The following is an 18,764-nucleotide window of genomic DNA, read 5'->3' as shown; positions in this document are numbered from 1 at the left end:
CAGCGTTTTATTAACTACGTGGTATTATTTTCATTAAAAAGGCATATAGATGTTAATCTTTATGTTTGATTTTTTAACTTAACCAAATAATATACAATTCATATGGCGGCAGAAATTAAACGGGTTTTTGATCTTTTGAAATACAGCCTCGAAAATCCTAAGCAAGAATTCATCAGCGGAAAAATTAACGGAAAATGGATAAATTATAGTACAGCCGATTTTTGTGCCGCTGTAGATAACCTAAGCCGTGGATTAATTAAACAAGGCATAGGCAAAGGAGGCAGGGTTGCTGTAATGTCGCATAACCGGCCTGAATGGAATATTGCCGATTTTGCGGCCAACCAGATTGGCGCTTATCAGATTCCTTTATATCCAACCTTAGCTGAACACGATATTCAGTTTATCCTGAAAGATGCAGAAATCGCCATTATTTTTGTAGCCGACGAAGATTTGTATAGAAAAATTAAGCCTTGTGCTGATGCAATTAATTCAGCCATTAAGATTTACAGTTTTAATGAAATTGCAGAAGCCGAAAACTGGAATACATTAATTGAATTAGGCAAAGCGAGTACAGACATTGATTTGGAAGAACATCGTGCTAAAGTTGCCCCCGAAGATATATTAACCCTAATTTATACATCTGGCACTACGGGTACGCCAAAAGGTGTAATGCTAACGCATAATAACCTGGTTGCAAATTTTGTTAACTCTGCTGTGGTAATACCCGAAGGCGTTAAAAAAGGCTTAAGCTTTTTGCCGCTTTCGCACATTTTCGAGCGGATGATCATTTATTTATATCTGTTTAATTATACCGGAATTTATTATGCCGAAAGTATGGAAACCATTGTAGCCGATATTCAGCATGTAAAACCCAATGTGTTTTCTACCGTTCCAAGGCTTCTCGAAAAAGTGTACGATAAGATCATGGAGAAAGGAAAAGCATTAACAGGAATTAAAAAAGGTATTTTCTTCTGGTCGGTAGCTTTAGCTGAGAAATATACAATTAATGCGGGCGCCTGGTATAACTTCAAACTCGGAATTGCCCGTAAACTGGTTTTTAAAAAATGGCAGGAAGCGCTGGGCGGCGAAATTGTAGTGATCGTATCAGGAGGAGCAGCGCTAAATCCGCGTTTGGCCAGAATTTTCTGGGCTGCGGGTATGCCTGTTTTTGAAGGATATGGACTAACAGAAACCTCACCGGTAATTACTGTTAATCATTTCGGCGGAACCATGTTCGGTACTGTTGGCGAGGTAATTAAAGGTGTAGAAGTTAAAATTGCACCAGATGGCGAAGTTTTAACCCGGGGACATCAGGTAATGAAAGGTTATTATAACCGACCTGATTTAACCGATGAGGCGGTAGATAAAGAAGGGTGGTTTCATACCGGAGACATTGGTGAATTGGTTGATGGCCGCTTTTTAAGAATTACCGACCGTAAAAAAGAAATGTTTAAAACTGCTGGTGGTAAATACGTTGCCCCACAAATGCTCGAGAATAAATATAAAGAATCGATTTTTATTGAACAGATTATGGTTTTGGGCGAGAACAGGAAATTCCCGTCTGCACTGATTGTTCCAAATTTCGAAACCTTAAAAACCTGGGCAGGCAGAAAAGGCATTACTTTTAACTCGAACGAAGAGATTATTAAAAATGAACAGGTGCTCGCTAAATACAACGAGGTTATCGAAGCTGCAAATGTGGGCTTTGGTAAGTGGGAACAGGTAAAAAGATTTGCATTGTTACCTAAAGAGTGGAGCATAGATGGCGGTGAGCTTACCCCAAAATTAAGTTTGAAAAGAAAAGTGATAACCGAAAAAAATAACGAGGTAATCGAAAAAATATATAAAGATGCAGAAAGCTATAAAGCCCCTCAATAACCTTAAAAAATCGTTAATATACTTAAGTGTTGTACTGTTATTGGCTGGTTGCGTAACCGGACAATTGGGTAAAAACAACAGTGGCGAATATAAAAATGGGATGGTGGTTTCTGCCCATCCAGAAGCGTCGCAAGTAGGAATAGATATTTTAAAAAAGGGGGGGAATGCCGTTGATGCTGCTGTTGCGGTTCAGTTTGCGCTTGCCGTAGTTTACCCTAACGCGGGGAACATTGGTGGGGGTGGTTTTATGGTATATCGTGGTACAAACGGCGAAATAAATGCCTTAGATTTTAGAGAAAAAGCAGCTGCGGCAGCCAGCAGAGATATGTATCTGGATGCTGTTGGCAATCCAATTGTTGATAAAAGCCTTTATGGCCATTTAGCTGCAGGCGTGCCAGGATCAGTAGATGGCATGGTAGAGGCTCACAAAAAATATGGAAAGCTTTCCTGGGCACAGGTATTGCAACCAGCGATAAACCTCGCTCAAAACGGTTTCAAGATCACCAAGCGACAAGCTGGGGAGTTGAATAGTTTGCATCGTAAATTTATGGAATTTAACCCTGGTGGAACTGCTTTTGTAAATTTGGAAAGCACCTGGCAGGAAAATGATGTGCTTGTTCAAAAAGAGTTGGCCAATACGTTAAAACTAATACAGGAAAAAGGTAGGGCAGGTTTTTATGAAGGCGCCGTAGCCGATTCGCTGGTGGCCGAAATGCAGCGGGGCAAAGGACTCATTACAAGAGCAGATTTAAAAAATTACCACGCAACCTGGCGTAAACCCATAACAGGTAACTATAGGGGCTACAAAATTATTACCATGCCACCTACTTCGAGTGGAGGTATTGCCCTGATCCAATTGCTCCAATCTGTAGCGCCTTATCCTTTAAAAAAATGGGGACATAATGCAGATTCTACAGTTCAGGTAATTGTAGAAGCCGAAAGAAGAGTGTATGCCGACCGGGCAACACATTTAGGCGACCCTGATTTTTATGCTGTTCCACAACAACAGCTGTTGAATGCCGATTATAACAAAAACCGCATGGCAAACTTTAGCTGGGCAGCAGCAACACCAAGTAGTGCTGTTTTGGCCGGCGAAATAAAAGGAGCAGAGCACGAAGAAACCACACATTTCTCTATTGTAGACCGCGATGGGAATGCCGTTTCAATTACTACTACTTTAAATGGTTCTTACGGATCGTTAGTTGCAGTGAAAGGAGCTGGATTTCTGTTGAACAACGAAATGGATGACTTTTCTGTTAAACCTGGAGCGCCCAATATGTATGGCTTAGTTGGTGGCGAAGCCAATGCCATTGCACCCAATAAACGAATGTTAAGCTCTATGACACCGAGTATTGTAGAGAAAGATGGAAAATTATTTATGGTGGTAGGTACACCGGGCGGCTCAACCATCATTACATCTGTATTTCAAACTATTATTAATGTAATCGATTTCGATATGTCTATGCAATCGGCTGTAGCTGCTAAAAAGTTTCATCACCAATGGTTACCAGATGAGGTGTATGTAGAAAAAGATGCCATCGATAGTTTAACAATAGAAAAATTAAAAGCAAAAGGCTATAAAATCGTGCCTAGAGGCCCAATTGGCCGGGTAGATGCCATCTTAAAAACCAAGTGGGGCAATTATCAGGGGGGCGCCGATCCTAGGGGAGATGATAAGGCCATCGGCTGGTAGCAACTTCTCAATCTATTTTTTTATCTTAGCAGTAGTCAATCTTTTGCCATTCAATTAGTTTTTCTAATTCAAAGTTTAAAGAGATGGAGAAGCGCATATTTAATCTTGCCCAAAATTATCCAGATTTACCAAAGGTAAATTCAGCAATCTCTTTTGGTCCTTTTATCAAATACCTGCAGCGAAAAATTAAAGAAGAACAGACTGTAAAATCTATCCTTTATAAGAATGCCTTAAAAGAATTTAAAAAACAGGGAATTGATGACCAGGCTATCGCTATAGATGATATTTACCAGCACGAGTTACTGTTGGAGCATATGTATGCCTGTCTTTCGCCTGCGCTTTTGACAGAAGAGCATCAGGCTTGGGGGCTTTGTGCACCAATGCAGCCCATTACTTTTTATGGAACGGAGCTGATGTACGAGCTGCTCGAGCACGAAGAAAAAGACCAGAACAGTTTTGTTGGTTCAAAAACGTTGGAACAACGTGAACATGATCACCTTTATTTTATCTATTCCTTCATTCTTAACGAATTATATGCGTTCCACTCACCTTTAAAAGAAAAATACCATTCGGGTATCAATGCAGATACTGGTTTGCCGGGTTATTTCCATATTGGCGTAAATGCCAGTTTCATCGAAGTTAAGGTGAAACAGCCGTTACCAGATCTTAGCTACCGCGAGTTACAACAATATTTGAGTGAAGAATCTGGATTGGATAAACTTCAACAGGTGTTGCCATTGTCGCTTTTTGAGCTTAACGGTATTTCTGTGCTTACCATTACTGATGTTACCGCTAAACAGGCAGTAGAAAATATTAAAAATGTAAGGTTGAGCCGCATACCAGGCAGCGAGAGTGTCGCTTATGGAGAAGTGATACAATCGTTAAAAGTGCTGGTGCAAAATGCCAATATCCAATTCGATCTTTTCCCTTTCGTAAGGGTAAACAACAAAATGGTTTATGGCTATGTAAAAGGAGGCAGTGGCCTACTGTTTTCGGTGTGGGGCGAAGAAACCTTGAGCCCCGAAGCCTTTCAGCAGATTGCCGAAGGTTATGCCGCGAACCCTAATTCTTTTTACTCGCCCGATATTTGGGCAGAAAGCAAAGAGATGTTTCCCTGGTTAGACAGATTTAGGGAGTTAAACGTAAAATCGATGGCGCTTATACCAGTATTTCATAACCAGATCTTAGTTGGCGTATTGGGCATGCATACCTGGGTTGGCGAAACTTTCGATGAAAAGAAAATTACCTTATTGGAGCCTGTTTTAGCACCTATTGCTCAACTCTTACAGGTATATATAGATGAGTTTAATCTCGAAATCGAAAATATCATTAAAGAAAAATATACCTCTATCCAACCAGCGGTACAGTGGAAGTTTAATGAAGCAGCCTGGCATCATCTTTACAATAAGAAAAAGAATTTGCCACAGCGTAATGAGGATATAAGTTTTGCAGATGTTTACCCTTTTTATGGCGCAATAGATATTAGAAATTCTACAGCAGAACGCAATGTAGCCAGTAAAGCCGATTTAAGCTTTCACCTAAGCCTGTTTCGTGAAACGCTAGAAGAGCTGGGCAAAACTTATAGCGATGCATTGTTGGTGGAAATCATTTTTAACTGCAATAAATGGAGCGATATTTTACAGGGCGACGAACTAAATACAACTGATGAAAACAGCCTCAATATTTTCCTTAAAGAAGAAACCAGTGATTACCTAAGGCTCATTTCCCAATCGCACCCTAATACTCAAAAGATAATCAATAAATATCTAGATTGCATTTCAGCACCTCATGGCGAGGTATATAAGCATCGCCAGGCTTTGGAAACATCCATGCAGCTAATTAATACTGCCATTAACAATTATTTTGAAACCGAACGCGAAAAACTACAAGATTCTTATCCCTGTTATTTTGAGAAGTTCAGGACGGATGGTGTTGAATACGATATTTATATTGGGCAGTCTATTGCGCCAGATCGGATTTTTAATCACTTCCATCTTAAAAACTTAAGGTTATGGCAACTATCGTCAATGGCTGAGATTGCCAAAATGGTTCAGCAACTCCAGCCCGATTTGGCCGTTAAGCTGGCCACTACACAACTTATCTTTATTCACAACCATCCAATAGACATTAGCTTTAGGATCGATGAGCGAAAGTTCGATGTAGAAGGAGCTTACAATATCAGGTATCAGATGATCAAAAAAAGGATCGATAAGATACTCATTCGCAATTCGCAGGAGCGCCTTACCCAACCCGATAAACTGGCATTAATCTATTTCAATAAAAGGGATATTGACGATTACCTTCCATTTGTAAAATATTTGCAGGAAACAGGGGTGTTGAAGCCAGAAACCGAGGATCTTGATTTGGAAGATTTACAGGGACTAAGCGGATTAAAGGCATTGCGCTTAACTATTTTATAAATGTGCTACCTTTAATCTAATATCTTCAATAAGTTACACAGGTACCCTACAGCAAATACTTAATGGTTAGCTATATTGCGTCAACTAATTCAAAATGCCCCAATCGCTATGCGCAAACTATTTTATCTGTTTTTGTTGCTAACAGTTACAGTACAATTACACGCTCAAACTAATGAAGCCAGCCTCGTGAGTCCGCTGATTAATCAATACCAATCAGACGAGACCATGCTTAACCGAAAATATGCACTCAAGCGATCTGAGGAATATTTTAAACGGATGGAACGATTTTATACAGACTGGCAAAAACAATTAAAGGACTTGACTTTTAACAAGCTAACTGTAAATGAAAGGGTAGATTATATTTTGCTTAAACGCGATATTCGGTCAGATTCTGCAAGTTTACAACAGCAATATTCCGAATTTAAAAGCAGTATTTTTATGTTGCCTTTTGCCAAAACATTATTAGATTTTGAGGCGAAGCGCAGAATTGGCCAACAGCAAGACGGTAAAACCACCCAAGAACAATTCGAACAACTTAAAGCGAATATTCAGAAAACCACAAAGGCAGTGGAAAACAAAGATTTAGCTGTTACACCGGTACAGGCTTCTTGGGCACAGAAAACTGTTAATCAGTACTTATCTGTATTTACTGAAGCCTATAAATTTTATGATGGCTACGATCCGCAATTTACCAAAGCCACAAAAGCAGTTTACCCCGATGTAGTAGATGCAATAAAAGATTATGCTGCTGTACTGGGCAAAATAGCTAAACCCTCAAATGCGAAAGACGATGGAAGTGGTATTATTGGTAATCCGATTGGGAGAACTGCTTTGCTGAGCAATTTAAATGATGAGATGATTGCCTATACACCTGAGCAGATTGAGGCTATTGCCATGAGGGAGTTTGCCTGGTGTGATGCCGAAATGCTTAAAGCCTCGCAACAAATGGGCTTTGGCAACGATTGGAAAAAAGCATTGGAAAAGGTTAAAACCGATTATCCTGAATTGGGAAAACAGCCCGAACTGGTTTATGAATTGGCCAATGAGGCCATAGATTTTGTAGAGAAAAATAAACTCATCGCTATTCCGTCCCTGGCCAAAGAAGGCTGGCGTATGCGCATGTTAAGCCCGCAGGAACAATTGTTTGCACCATTTTTTCTGGGTGGTGAATCGGTATTAATTGCCTATCCGACAGAAGACATGACCGAGGATGCCAAAATGATGACCCTTCGCGGCAATAACAGGCATTTTTCTAGAGCTGTAGTTTTTCATGAACTTATTCCGGGACACAACCTTCAATATTTTATGCAAAGCCGTTACAAACCTTACCGAAAAGTATTTGGTACACCTTTCTGGACGGAAGGTTGGTCGTTGTATTGGGAGATGTTATTGTGGGACCAAAATTTCGCGAAATCTCCGGAAGATAAAATTGGTATGCTTTTTTGGCGTATGCACCGTTGTGCACGTATTATTTTTTCAATGAACTACCATTTGGGGAATTGGACGCCCAAGCAGTGTATAGACTTTTTAGTAGACCGTGTGGGATTTGAACGTGCCAATGCAGAAGCTGAGGTACGTAGATCGTTTACCGGAGGTTATGGCCCATTGTATCAAATCGGGTACATGTTGGGTGGATTGCAGTTTAGAGCATTGCACAAAGAGCTGGTAGAAAGCGGCAAGATGACTAATATTCAGTTTCACGATCGTATATTACACGAAAACAACATGCCAGTAGAAATGGTAAGAGCTTTGTTAACCAACCAAATATTGCCCGAAAATTTCGGCACCCGATGGAAATTTGCCGGCGATATTAAATAGTAGAATATTTGGCAGATGTATTTATAACTTTATGAAATGAATGATCCAAAACGGGGCTTTTTCCATGATTCGCAAGAAGAGCTTATCCACCTGATAAGTTGGCATTGACCTATTTTAAAGAGCAATACTGACAATTTTTTCATTCGCAAATATTAACATGAAAAAGTATATTGAAGCCCAAACTTAAAAATCTGATTTTGGAAGAATTAGCTTAAACGGATTGAAAGAGATGCGCTCACTATGTTCTAACGTATTTTTTAGTTTGTCTGATGTATTACGTTAGGTATTAGTGTTGAAAAGTTGATAAGTATTTTTACAAGCCTGTATTTTTGGTATGGCTATTGTAATACTTGGAAAACGCTTATTCAACGTTAATAGAAAATTTATGAAATTACAGCTATTTAAAACACTCCCAGTTGCACTCGCTGGTTTACTCATCGGGTCGGTTGCTTCAGCTCAGGAAAGCCCGGCAACTTCATCAACAACATTAAGAACATGGTCTATCGGTGTAAACGCCGGTGTACTTACTCCACTGTCTCCATTGGGTGGAAAAAATGATTTCAGTAATAACAAATCAAGTTTAGGTTACGGCCTTTACATTAAAAAACAATTTACACCTTATTTCTCTCTTCGTTTAGATGGAGTTCGTGGTAAATTAAAAGGAGATAATACCGAGCCTTATAAAAGTGGTTTGGTAAACAACTCTCCTGTAAAATCCTTCGATACAGATTTGTCTTATTCAGGAAGTTTAAATGCCGTGGTAAACATGTTCAACATTGATATGTTTAAAAAAGAGAATACTTTGCAGCTTTATGCTTCTGCCGGAGCAGGTATTGCAGCCTATAAACCGACTATTACTACAGCAGCAGGAACTTCAACATTTGGTGGTGGCGATAACATCCACGAATTAATTATTCCTGTAGGTTTAGGTGCAAAATTTAAAATTTCTGATGCGGTTAATTTCGATTTAGGTTGGACCATCAATTTTGTTGATGGTGATAATTTAGATGGTTATTACAAAAATGGAAACGATAAATACAATTATGCTTATGCTGGTCTAGAGTTTGCCTTAGGTAGCGGAAAACAATTGGCTTTCCATAATCCGGTAGCTTTAACTTATGATGAAGCTTTAAAAGCAAAACAAACTGCAGAAGGTTTAAAATCTGAATTAAATGCCCAAAAAGCTGATAATGCAAAATTACGTTCAGAACTAAATGATATCTTAAAAGATTCAGATGGTGATGGTGTTGCAGATAAATTAGATAAATGCCCTGATACACCAGCAGGTACTGTTGTTGATGGTTCTGGTTGTCCATTAAAAACTCCTGAAAAAGTTGTAGAAAAAGTAATCGTAACAGAAGAAGATCGTAAAGTTGTTAACGAAGCGATTAAAAACTTAGAATTCGATTTAGGTAAAGCAACTATCCGTTCTAAATCTTATGCTTCTTTAAATAGAGTTGCAGCATTGTTGATTCAGAAAAACTTTAGCTTAAAATTAGCTGGTCATACAGATAATACAGGTTCAAAAGAATTAAACTTGCGTTTATCAAAAGATAGAGCAGAATCGGTAAAAGCTTATTTAGTTTCTCAAGGTGCAAATGCATCACGTATTGAAGCTACAGGTTATGGCATGGGCCAACCAATTGCTACTAACAAAACAGCGGCTGGTCGTCAACAAAACCGTCGTGTAGAGTTTACACTTTACTAGTCTGTTTTAATCATATTATAAAAAGTCCCGATGAAAATCGGGACTTTTTTAGTTTAAGAGGTTTTGTTCTAAAAGCTGACTACTATTTAGCTAATATTCATAAAGCGGATTTGTTATCCTGAACACAGTGAAGGATCTTTGTTAGATTGATTTTGGTGCAATAGGCTTCTAAAATGACCAGACCAATTGATCTTGCGTTGAGAATGACAGTGCAATAGTTATAATTCTAACTCCGCTTATTTAAGTGAAACAATTACCTTTTTAATCTCACTTAAGTCATTCATCTCAAAATTTAGTGATTGAGGATAAAACCGTTGATAAATAATTTTATCGTCTTTACTATCGTATACACTGATTATTTTATCTCCAGATCGTTGCGTGTAAACCACATATTTAACATTAGTGGATTTGTTTAGAATTAAACTATCGAGTACTTTGTATGATACAAATTTGAGTTTGTAATTATAAGGTTCAGAAATTATGCCCGATTGTGGCAGAAGCGCTAATCTCGAAGAAAACACCTGCTTAATGTATTCAGGTATGTATAGCGTTTCCTTAGCCATCTCGGGTAGGCGTACCTTATTATAAAATTGGTAGTCTATATTGCAATTTTCATTTGCAAGCAATCCATCATTAATCTGTTTTAAATAACCTGTTAAAAAGCCGGGCGACCAGTTGAAGAAATTAGACTTGTTATAGAAATATGATAAAATATTATTTCTTACACTTCTTTTGCTGCCATATTGTTGATCTTGCGTTCTGACCAACAGATTGGTGTTAGGATCAGCAAAAAGTGCAACTGTTGCCAATATACTTTCTTCTTTTAGCTTAGGGTTTTTAGATGGCGTTATTAATTTTAGTGCATAAACCACATTTACGTTAGTTGTACTGTCTAACTTCTCTGCATAACTGTCGAAATAAAAAAAAGAATAGTTTTTTACTGTGTCGTAGCGCGCAAGCTCTTCGGGCTTAATAATTTTATAAGGTGTAACTGTCCAGCTTTTTTTAATAGCCTGATCAAATTTCTCCAATTCGGCATAATCAGTATATTGTAATGTAAATAAGGTAGTTGTTTTTTTGAAAACTGCTAATTTTTGACTGTTTAAAAGAGCAGCCCCGAAATACGATACCTGACTTTGGCAAATCGTAGCCCATAAAATAAATAGACTAAACAAGAGTATTTGTTTTACTGTTAACATATCGAGTGTTTTCATTTTGTGTATGACTATGATAAGAAAAATTTGACAAATATTTTGAATTTTTCTATTGCATTAACAAAATACATTCGTTAGCTTTGTTATGCAAGCATAATAAATTAGTGAAAATGAAACAACAACAAACCATAGATTACCACGTTAAGTTTGCCTGGCAAAATATGTTTAATAAGTACAATCAAATGGCATCCGGTTTTGGGATTACACAGGCTATTGGTTACATGCTTATTAATATAGATGATGCTGAGGGAACTGCGGTTTCAAATTTAGCTGGCTTGCTTGGAGTTAAGGCAACCAGTTTATCCCGTATGTTAAATAATATGGAAGAGGCCAACCTCATTTACCGTGAAACATCTGCAGGCGATAAACGTTCGGTAAAAGTTTTCCTGACTGATTTTGGTAAAGAGAAAAAACAATTGGCCAAAGGGGTTGTTCGAAAATTTAATGAATACCTGGATGAGCACTTTACCAAAAAAGAAAAAGAAACATTCATTAATCTATTGATAAAACTAAATGAGATCACGGTAGCCTATACTGTTGATTAACAGGATGTAATCTGAGGCAAAATAAATTCACTTTGTACAGGTTTAATCAGGCCTAAAGAAAAATATATAAAGTAATGAAACGAAGCATTAATAAAGTTGCTGTTTTAGGTTCAGGTATTATGGGGTCGCGTATTGCATGCCACTTCGCCAATATTGGCGTAGAGGTTTTGCTGTTGGATATTGCCCCAAAAGACTTAAGCCCTGAAGAGCAGGCAAAAGGATTAACACTGGATAACCCAGCTGTAAAAAACCGGATTGTGAATACAGCTTTGCAAACGGCTGTGAAAACAAATCCATCGCCGGTTTATACCAAAAAAGTATTAAATAAAATCAAAACCGGAAACTTCGACGATGATATGTCGAAAATTGCCGGTTATGATTGGGTAATTGAAGTCGTGGTCGAGAATCTTGATATCAAGAAAAAAGTTTTCGAGCAGGTAGAGCAATTCCGTAAGCCTGGTACTTTAATCACTTCAAATACTTCTGGTATTCCTATTCATTTAATGGCTGAGGGAAGAAGTGATGATTTTAAATCACATTTCTGTGGAACACATTTTTTTAATCCACCGCGTTATTTAAAATTATTGGAAATTATTCCTACGCCGCATACGCAGCCAGAAATTGTTGATTTCCTGATGCACTATGGCGATAAATTTTTAGGAAAAACAACCGTTTTATGTAAAGATACCCCGGCTTTTATTGCAAATAGGGTAGGGGTTTATTCGATTATGGCACTTTTGCATTTGGTCGAAAAATTAGATTTAACTGTAGAGGAGGTTGATAAATTTACAGGGCCAGCATTGGGTAGACCAAAATCGGCTACTTTCCGCACATCCGATGTGGTAGGTTTAGACACCATGATTAAAGTGGCTAAAGGGCTTTATGATAACTGCCCAGATGATAAAGCACACGATTTGTTTAAACTTCCTGCATATGTGCAAAAAATGGAAGAGAACAAATGGCTTGGCGATAAAACGAAGCAGGGTTTCTATAAAAAAACGAAAACAGCCGACGGTAAAACCGAAATCTTGGCGTTAGATTTAAAAACCCTGGAATATAAACCTCAGCAAAAAGTGAAATCGGCTACCTTAGAAATGACTAAGCCGGTGGAGAACCTTCGCGAGCGTATGAAGATTTTTGCCAAAGGAAAAGATAAGGCAGGCGAATTGTTCCGCCATTCTTCATTTGGTTTATTTGAATATGTATCAGATAGAATCCCTGAAATTTCTGATGAGCTGTACCGTATTGATGATGCGATGCGTGCAGGCTTTGGTTGGGAACTTGGTCCCTTCGAATTATGGGATGCTGTTGGCGTAAAAGAAGCCATTGAAGGAATGGAGCAGTATGGCAATAAAGCTGCGGCTTGGGTGCATGAAATGCTCGATGCTGGAAATACTTCATTCTATAAAGTAGAAAACGGCGTTAAAAAATATTACGACATCCCTTCTAAAAGTTATAAAGCTTTACCTGGAACCAATGAGTTCATCATCTTGGATAACCTTCGAGAAAATAAAACCCTTTGGAAAAATTCAGGTGTTTCGATTATCGATCTGGGCGACGGCATTCTAAATGTAGAATTCCACACCAAAATGAATACTATTGGCGGTGATGTGATTTCGGGCATTAATAAAGCAATTGATATGGCCGAAAAAGATTACCGTGGTTTGGTAATCGGCAACGATGGTGCAAATTTCTCTGCCGGCGCAAATGTGGGAATGATTTTTATGATGGCCGTAGAACAGGAGTGGGATGAATTGAACATGGCGATCCGTATGTTCCAGAATACTTCGATGCGCATCCGTTATTCTTCTATCCCGGTTGTAGTAGCTCCGCATAATTTAACATTAGGTGGTGGTTGCGAGTTTAGCTTACATGCCGATCATGTACAGCTTTCTGCCGAAACTTACATGGGCTTGGTAGAGTTTGGTGTAGGTGTAATCCCTGGTGGCGGCGGTACTAAAGAATTTGCTTTGCGCGCATCTGATGAATTTAAGGATGATCAGATTGTGCAAAATGCACTGAAAGACCGTTTCTTAACTATCGGAATGGCCAAAGTTTCTACGTCAGGTTACGAGGCTTACGAACTGGGTTATCTGCAAAAAGATAAATTCTCGATTTCGATGAACCGCAACCGTTTATTGGCCGATGCAAAAGCCAAAGCTATTGAACTGGCCGATGCAGGATATACCAAACCCGTTCAGCGTAACGACATCAAGGTTTTAGGCAAGCAAGGATTGGGAATTGTTTATGCAGGTGCAAATAGCATGTATGCGGGGCATTTCATCTCCGAGCATGATAAAAAAATCTCTGAAAAATTAGGTTATGTAATGTGTGGCGGCGATTTATCTTATCCAACAGAAGTAACCGAACAATATTTATTGGATCTGGAAAGAGAAGCATTTTTATCACTTGCTGGTGAGCGGAAGAGTTTAGAAAGGATTCAAAGTATTATTACAAAGGGGAAACCGTTGAGGAATTAGTGAGTTAAATATTTAGATATGAGTATCAAGATAAGAGTATCAAGTATCAAGATATGATTGTCGAAAAAAATGACTCATAGTAAATAACAAATAAAATAATAATGCTAGAATTAAGTCTCGATACTTGATTCTAACTACTAGATACTAAAAGAATGGAAGCATATATTATAGCCGGATATCGTACAGCAGTGGGCAAAGCACCCCGGGGCGTATTCCGTTTTACAAGAGCTGATGATTTAGCCGCAGAAGTAATCAGGGCTTTAGTGGCATCGGTTCCGAATTTAGATAACGAACAAATTGATGATGTAATTGTGGGTAACGCTACACCAGAAGCAGAACAGGGGCTGAATATTGGCCGTATGATCTCATTAATGGGCTTGGATACCGATAAAGTACCAGGGGTTACCGTAAACCGCTATTGTGCATCGGGTTTAGATACCATTGCCACTGCAGTTGCTAAAATTAAAGCAGGCATGGCCGATTGTATTATCGCCGGTGGCGTAGAGGTTATGAGCGGAATGCCTTTTGGCGGATGGAAACTCGTGCCAAATGCAGAAGTTGCAAAAAACAATCCAGATTGGTATTGGGGCATGGGCTTAACCGCAGAAGCAGTAGCTAAAGAGTATAATGTGAGCCGTGAAGATCAGGATGCTTTTTCGTTAAAATCTCACGAGAAAGCCATTCATGCTATAAAAAATGGTCACTTAAAAGATGGTGTTCTGCCAATCACGGTAAACGAAAATTATCTTGATGCCAACCTGAAAAAGAAAACCCGTTCTTACGTGGTTGATACCGATGAAGGTCCCCGTGCAGATACTACCTTAGATAAATTGGCGAAACTGAAACCCGTATTCGATGCGGTTGGAAGTGTAACAGCGGGTAACTCATCGCAAACATCTGATGGAGCAGCTTTTGTTTTGGTGGTGTCTGAAAAGAAAATGAAAGAATTAAATGCAGAACCGATTGCCAGGTTGGTAAGTTATGGCATTGCAGGTGTTCCGCCGCGCATTATGGGTATTGGTCCGATTGAGGCGATTCCAAAAGCATTGAAACAAGCGGGTTTGAAAAAAGAAGATATCGATTTAATCGAACTGAACGAAGCTTTTGCCTCACAATCGTTAGCTGTAATCAGAACATTGGATTTAAATCCGGATGTAATTAATGTAAACGGAGGTGCAATTGCATTAGGGCATCCGCTGGGCTGTACAGGTGCAAAACTTACGGTGCAAATCATGAACGAACTTAAAAGACAGAACAAAAAGTACGGAATGGTAACCATGTGTGTAGGAACAGGGCAGGGTGCAGCGGGGATTTTTGAGTTACTTTAATTAGTATCGAGATATGAGTATATAGTATCAAGATTTAATAGCAGGCGAATAAACCAGTTTATAAAATCATCCCGACATATTACTCAGTCACTAATACTAATATATATGCATAATTTTAAAGAACTAAAAGTTTGGCAAAAATCAATCGACTTAGCTGTTGAAGTTTATAAAGCGACATCGTTTTTGCCTGGTGATGAAAGATTTGGGCTGATTTCACAAATGAAAAGATGTTCAGTTTCAATTGCCTCGAATATTGCTGAGGGGGCTGGTAGAGGGAGTGGTCCCCAGTTTAAATATTTTTTAACGATTAGTCAAGGTTCAGCATTCGAGTTGGAAACACAGCTAATTATATCAAATCAACTTGGGTTATTAGAGGACATCTTGTCAACGGGATTAATTGAGAAAGTTACTGAAGTTCAAAAAATGATTTATGCCCTGGAAAGAAAATTAATTTGATGTGGGTATTAGGAAGAAAGATGTGAGTATCAAGATTGGATTATACAATAGTAAATTTTTTTGATATAGACTTTGTCTTGATACTGATGTCTTGATACTCAAATCTTAATACTCGCTACTAGATACTATTAAAATGGAAACAACTGAAAAAAAGACAATTAAAGGTGGTGAATTCTTAATTAAGGATACCACTTATCAGGAAGTATTTATCCCTGAAGAATTTGATGAAGAACAGCAGATGATTGCGCAAACCTGTCGCGATTTTCTGGCGGCTGAAGTTTATCCTAATTTAGATAAAATTGATAAGCAGGAAGACCCAGAGCTCATGCCAACACTTTTAACCAAAGCTGGCGAACTGGGTATCTTAGGCGTTTCGGTTCCTGAAGAATACGGAGGTTTTGGCAAAAACTTCAATACTTCCATGCTGGTTGCAGATGTGGTAGGTGCAGGCCACTCTTTTGCTGTTGCGCTTTCTGCCCATACTGGAATTGGTACATTGCCAATTTTATATTATGGTAACGAAGCACAAAAAGCAAAGTATATTCCTAAACTCGGTTCGGGTGAATGGAAGGCTGCTTATTGCTTAACCGAACCAAACTCCGGTTCGGATGCCAACTCTGGTAAAACCAAAGCTAAGCTGAGCGATGATGGTAAACACTACATCATCACTGGTCAGAAAATGTGGATTACCAATGGCGGCTTTGCCGATGTTTTTATTGTTTTTGCGAAAATTGATGATGATAAAAACTTAACCGCATTTATTGTAGAGAAAGATTTCGGTGGCATCACCATGAATCCGGAAGAGCATAAAATGGGTATTAAAGGCTCTTCAACCCGTCAGGTTTTCTTTAACGATTGCCCAGTACCCGTTGAGAACATGTTGAGTGATAGGGAAAATGGTTTCAAAATCGCGGTTAATATTTTAAATATCGGCCGTATTAAATTATCAGCAGCAGCTATTGGCGCTTCAAAAGCAACTCTAAATACGGCGATTAATTATTCGAATGAACGGATCCAGTTTGGCCGCCCGATTTCCAAATATGGTGCTATCCGTTTTAAAATTGCAGAAATTGCCGCTAAACTTTACGCTGTTGATTCAGCGAACTATCGTGCGGGACAAAATATTGATGATACTTACGATCAACTGGTTGCAGGTGGAATGGAATCTGGTAAAGCGAGATTAAAGTCTGTTGAACAATTCGCAGTAGAGTGTGCCATTTTAAAAGTATGGGGCTCAGAAGCTTTAGATTATACTGTAGATGAAGGTGTACAGATTTACGGTGGTATGGGCTTTAGTGCCGATGCACCAATGGATAGGGCGTATCGTGATGCGCGTATTAACCGGATTTTCGAAGGTACAAACGAAATTAACCGTTTGTTAACCGTTGATATGATGCTGAAACGTGCGATGAAAGGCGAACTGGATTTAATGACCCCTGCTACAGCAGTTGCAGCTGAACTGATGAGCATTCCTGATTTTGGCGAAGAAGATACCACCTTATTTGCTGCAGAGAAAAAGGTACTCTCGAATTTGAAAAAAGCGACTTTAATGGTGGCTGGGGCTGCGGTTCAAAAATTGATGATGACCTTAAGTAAAGAACAGGAAATTTTAATGAACATCGCCGATATGGCCAGTTATGTTTATGTGCTTGAATCGGCTTTATTAAGGACAGAAAAGTTAGTGCACACCCGTGGAGAAGAAGCATCAGCAGGTCAGCTGGATTTATTACGCATTTATTTGGTAGAGGCGGTTGATGGTATTGCTAAAGCTGGTAAAGAAGTACTTTGGGCTTTCGCAGAAGGAGATGAGCAGCGTATGATGTTGGTTGGTTTACGCCGTTTTACAAAAGTGGAACCGTTTAATGTTAAAGATGCCCGTCAAAGAGTTGCCCAACAGCTTATTGAGGCAAATAAGTATATTTTTTAAGCGTAAAGCTTAAAAAGTTGAGGGTTTAAGGTTTGGGTGTATAATCCAGATTTTAAACCCTTTTCTTGTTTTGTGAAATGAGGTTTGGGCGATGTAAGTTAACAGCACCACGGAACTTGCCTAATTAGCCCTGATTGAAACGTTATCCTTTTTTGTAGATGGAAATTTTCTTTATACATAATTCTACAAAAAAGATAAAAGTGCAAAGCAGGACTACCGCATCCCAAGCAGTAGAAGATTGCGCTTCAAAAAAAACATAACCCATTAGCTTTATGTTATTAAAATCCTATTTTCGCACATGTTTAAATTTAGATTTCTTACCATACTCTTTTTATGTTTAGCTGCGTTTTCATCTTGTAAAAAGGATGAGGATCCTGAAAAACAGATTGCCGATTTCATCAAACAAAATAATATTAATGCAGTTAGAGATAACTCTGGTTTATACTATCAGATCATTAAACCGGGTTCGGGGTCGTTCACTTATCCAAATAATACCAAAATAACCATTAAATATGAAGGCAGGTTGTTAGACGGAACTATATTTGATAATGGCGATGGCAAAGAGCAGACCTTCAATCTTGCCGAACTAATTTCAGGCTGGAGAATCGGTATTCCTAAAATTCAAAAAGGTGGCGAAATCAGGTTGATCGTTCCGCCTAGCTTGGGTTATGTAAGTGGTGCTGTAGGCTCTATTCCAGGTAATTCGGTATTGGATTTTACAATTCAGCTTTCGAATACACAATAGGCTTATTTGTTAAAATAGGTTAAAAATTGTAGCATCCGTATTAAAAGCTTATTTTTGCGGATGATGGTTAAGTTTAAATATTTTATACTTATAATATGCCTTGCAGGATGTTTAGCAGCCTGTAAAAAAAATGTGCCGGTAGATGATTACGATCCTACTCCACAATTTAAGGCCGATACTGCTGCAATAAGCGCTTTTGTTAAGACCAATAATATCCCGGCAACAAAAGATGCTAGTGGTATTTTTTATCAGATTATAGCTCCTGGGACGGGAAACGTAAGTTATCTCACCTCTACAGTGATTACTGCAGATTATGAAGGCAGATTATTAAACGGTACTATTTTCGATAGCACCAAAGGAACCCCAACCTCTTTTAAATTAGGAAATGTAATTTTAGGATGGCAGTTTGGGATTCAAAAAATACAAAAAGGAGGAAAGATCAGGTTAATTATCCCATCTTACTTCGCTTACGGAACACAGTCGCCATCCGCATTAATTCCGGCAAATTCAGTGCTTGATTTTACCATAACACTTACAGACGTACAATAATAA

Annotated in this window: 13 protein-coding genes; 12 read left to right on the top strand and 1 reads right to left on the bottom strand. The window is 38.6% G+C overall.

What is annotated here, in order from left to right; all coding sequences use genetic code 11:
• Window positions 1-102 precede the first annotated feature (102 nt).
• From FHT21_RS23395 to FHT21_RS23375, 5 genes are all read left to right on the top strand, one after another.
• The gene (locus FHT21_RS23395) at window positions 103-1,878 is read left to right on the top strand and encodes a long-chain fatty acid--CoA ligase (RefSeq protein ID WP_167297114.1); all 1,776 of its coding nucleotides are present in this window, start codon (window positions 103-105) and stop codon (window positions 1,876-1,878) included.
• Window positions 1,850-3,571, top strand: a complete 1,722-nt coding sequence (gene ggt, locus FHT21_RS23390; protein ID WP_167297113.1) for a gamma-glutamyltransferase — start codon at window positions 1,850-1,852, stop codon at window positions 3,569-3,571. Before FHT21_RS23395 ends, ggt begins: the two co-directional genes overlap by 29 nt.
• A gap of 83 nt (window positions 3,572-3,654) precedes the next feature.
• Window positions 3,655-5,991, top strand: coding sequence for a GAF domain-containing protein (locus tag FHT21_RS23385; RefSeq protein ID WP_167297112.1), 2,337 nt, complete (start codon window positions 3,655-3,657; stop codon window positions 5,989-5,991).
• A 108-nt stretch (window positions 5,992-6,099) separates the two neighbouring features.
• The gene (locus tag FHT21_RS23380; protein WP_208399022.1) at window positions 6,100-7,809 is read left to right on the top strand and encodes a DUF885 family protein; all 1,710 of its coding nucleotides are present in this window, start codon (window positions 6,100-6,102) and stop codon (window positions 7,807-7,809) included.
• A gap of 385 nt (window positions 7,810-8,194) precedes the next feature.
• Window positions 8,195-9,517: an OmpA family protein gene (locus tag FHT21_RS23375; protein ID WP_167297111.1), complete on the top strand. Its 1,323-nt coding sequence runs from the start codon at window positions 8,195-8,197 to the stop codon at window positions 9,515-9,517.
• A gap of 236 nt (window positions 9,518-9,753) precedes the next feature.
• Here the strand turns inward: FHT21_RS23375 and FHT21_RS23370 are convergent, their stop codons facing one another.
• Window positions 9,754-10,731 (bottom strand): hypothetical protein, encoded by a 978-nt coding sequence (locus FHT21_RS23370; protein ID WP_167297110.1) that lies wholly within the window; start codon window positions 10,729-10,731, stop codon window positions 9,754-9,756.
• A gap of 110 nt (window positions 10,732-10,841) precedes the next feature.
• Here FHT21_RS23370 and FHT21_RS23365 point away from each other — a divergent pair, with 110 nt between their 5' ends.
• The 7 genes from FHT21_RS23365 to FHT21_RS23335 all read left to right on the top strand — a co-directional run bounded on the left by FHT21_RS23365 (window position 10,842) and on the right by FHT21_RS23335 (window position 18,761).
• The gene (locus FHT21_RS23365; RefSeq protein WP_167297109.1) at window positions 10,842-11,276 is read left to right on the top strand and encodes a MarR family transcriptional regulator; all 435 of its coding nucleotides are present in this window, start codon (window positions 10,842-10,844) and stop codon (window positions 11,274-11,276) included.
• A gap of 74 nt (window positions 11,277-11,350) precedes the next feature.
• On the top strand, window positions 11,351-13,756 hold the full coding sequence (locus tag FHT21_RS23360; protein WP_167297108.1) for a 3-hydroxyacyl-CoA dehydrogenase/enoyl-CoA hydratase family protein: 2,406 nt from the start codon (window positions 11,351-11,353) through the stop codon (window positions 13,754-13,756).
• Window positions 13,757-13,908: 152 nt separating this feature from the next.
• Window positions 13,909-15,084: an acetyl-CoA C-acyltransferase gene (locus tag FHT21_RS23355; protein WP_108198048.1), complete on the top strand. Its 1,176-nt coding sequence runs from the start codon at window positions 13,909-13,911 to the stop codon at window positions 15,082-15,084.
• A gap of 105 nt (window positions 15,085-15,189) precedes the next feature.
• Window positions 15,190-15,540 (top strand): four helix bundle protein, encoded by a 351-nt coding sequence (locus FHT21_RS23350; protein ID WP_167297107.1) that lies wholly within the window; start codon window positions 15,190-15,192, stop codon window positions 15,538-15,540.
• Window positions 15,541-15,673: 133 nt separating this feature from the next.
• Window positions 15,674-17,467, top strand: a complete 1,794-nt coding sequence (locus FHT21_RS23345; RefSeq protein ID WP_167297106.1) for an acyl-CoA dehydrogenase family protein — start codon at window positions 15,674-15,676, stop codon at window positions 17,465-17,467.
• Between the two features lie 298 nt (window positions 17,468-17,765).
• On the top strand, window positions 17,766-18,212 hold the full coding sequence (locus FHT21_RS23340) for an FKBP-type peptidyl-prolyl cis-trans isomerase (protein ID WP_167297105.1): 447 nt from the start codon (window positions 17,766-17,768) through the stop codon (window positions 18,210-18,212).
• A gap of 60 nt (window positions 18,213-18,272) precedes the next feature.
• Window positions 18,273-18,761 carry an FKBP-type peptidyl-prolyl cis-trans isomerase gene (locus FHT21_RS23335; protein WP_243854083.1) on the top strand — a complete coding sequence of 163 codons (489 nt, stop codon included), beginning with the start codon at window positions 18,273-18,275 and terminating at the stop codon, window positions 18,759-18,761.
• Window positions 18,762-18,764 lie beyond the last annotated feature (3 nt).

Origin of the sequence: Pedobacter sp. SG908, assembly GCF_011759615.1 — a bacterium.
GTDB classification, from domain to species: domain Bacteria; phylum Bacteroidota; class Bacteroidia; order Sphingobacteriales; family Sphingobacteriaceae; genus Pedobacter; species Pedobacter riviphilus.
This window is presented reverse-complemented; position numbering and strand designations above follow the sequence as displayed.

Coding starts and splice junctions, on each gene's coding strand:
- FHT21_RS23340 (WP_167297105.1), top strand. CDS start 17,766: ATGTTTAAATTTAGATTTCTTACCATACTCTTTTTATGTTTAGCTGCG.
- FHT21_RS23345 (WP_167297106.1), top strand. CDS start 15,674: ATGGAAACAACTGAAAAAAAGACAATTAAAGGTGGTGAATTCTTAATT.
- FHT21_RS23380 (WP_208399022.1), top strand. CDS start 6,100: ATGCGCAAACTATTTTATCTGTTTTTGTTGCTAACAGTTACAGTACAA.
- FHT21_RS23370 (WP_167297110.1), bottom strand. CDS start 10,731: ATGAAAACACTCGATATGTTAACAGTAAAACAAATACTCTTGTTTAGT.
- FHT21_RS23365 (WP_167297109.1), top strand. CDS start 10,842: ATGAAACAACAACAAACCATAGATTACCACGTTAAGTTTGCCTGGCAA.
- FHT21_RS23375 (WP_167297111.1), top strand. CDS start 8,195: ATGAAATTACAGCTATTTAAAACACTCCCAGTTGCACTCGCTGGTTTA.
- FHT21_RS23355 (WP_108198048.1), top strand. CDS start 13,909: ATGGAAGCATATATTATAGCCGGATATCGTACAGCAGTGGGCAAAGCA.
- FHT21_RS23350 (WP_167297107.1), top strand. CDS start 15,190: ATGCATAATTTTAAAGAACTAAAAGTTTGGCAAAAATCAATCGACTTA.
- FHT21_RS23335 (WP_243854083.1), top strand. CDS start 18,273: ATGATGGTTAAGTTTAAATATTTTATACTTATAATATGCCTTGCAGGA.
- FHT21_RS23395 (WP_167297114.1), top strand. CDS start 103: ATGGCGGCAGAAATTAAACGGGTTTTTGATCTTTTGAAATACAGCCTC.
- FHT21_RS23385 (WP_167297112.1), top strand. CDS start 3,655: ATGGAGAAGCGCATATTTAATCTTGCCCAAAATTATCCAGATTTACCA.
- FHT21_RS23360 (WP_167297108.1), top strand. CDS start 11,351: ATGAAACGAAGCATTAATAAAGTTGCTGTTTTAGGTTCAGGTATTATG.
- ggt (WP_167297113.1), top strand. CDS start 1,850: ATGCAGAAAGCTATAAAGCCCCTCAATAACCTTAAAAAATCGTTAATA.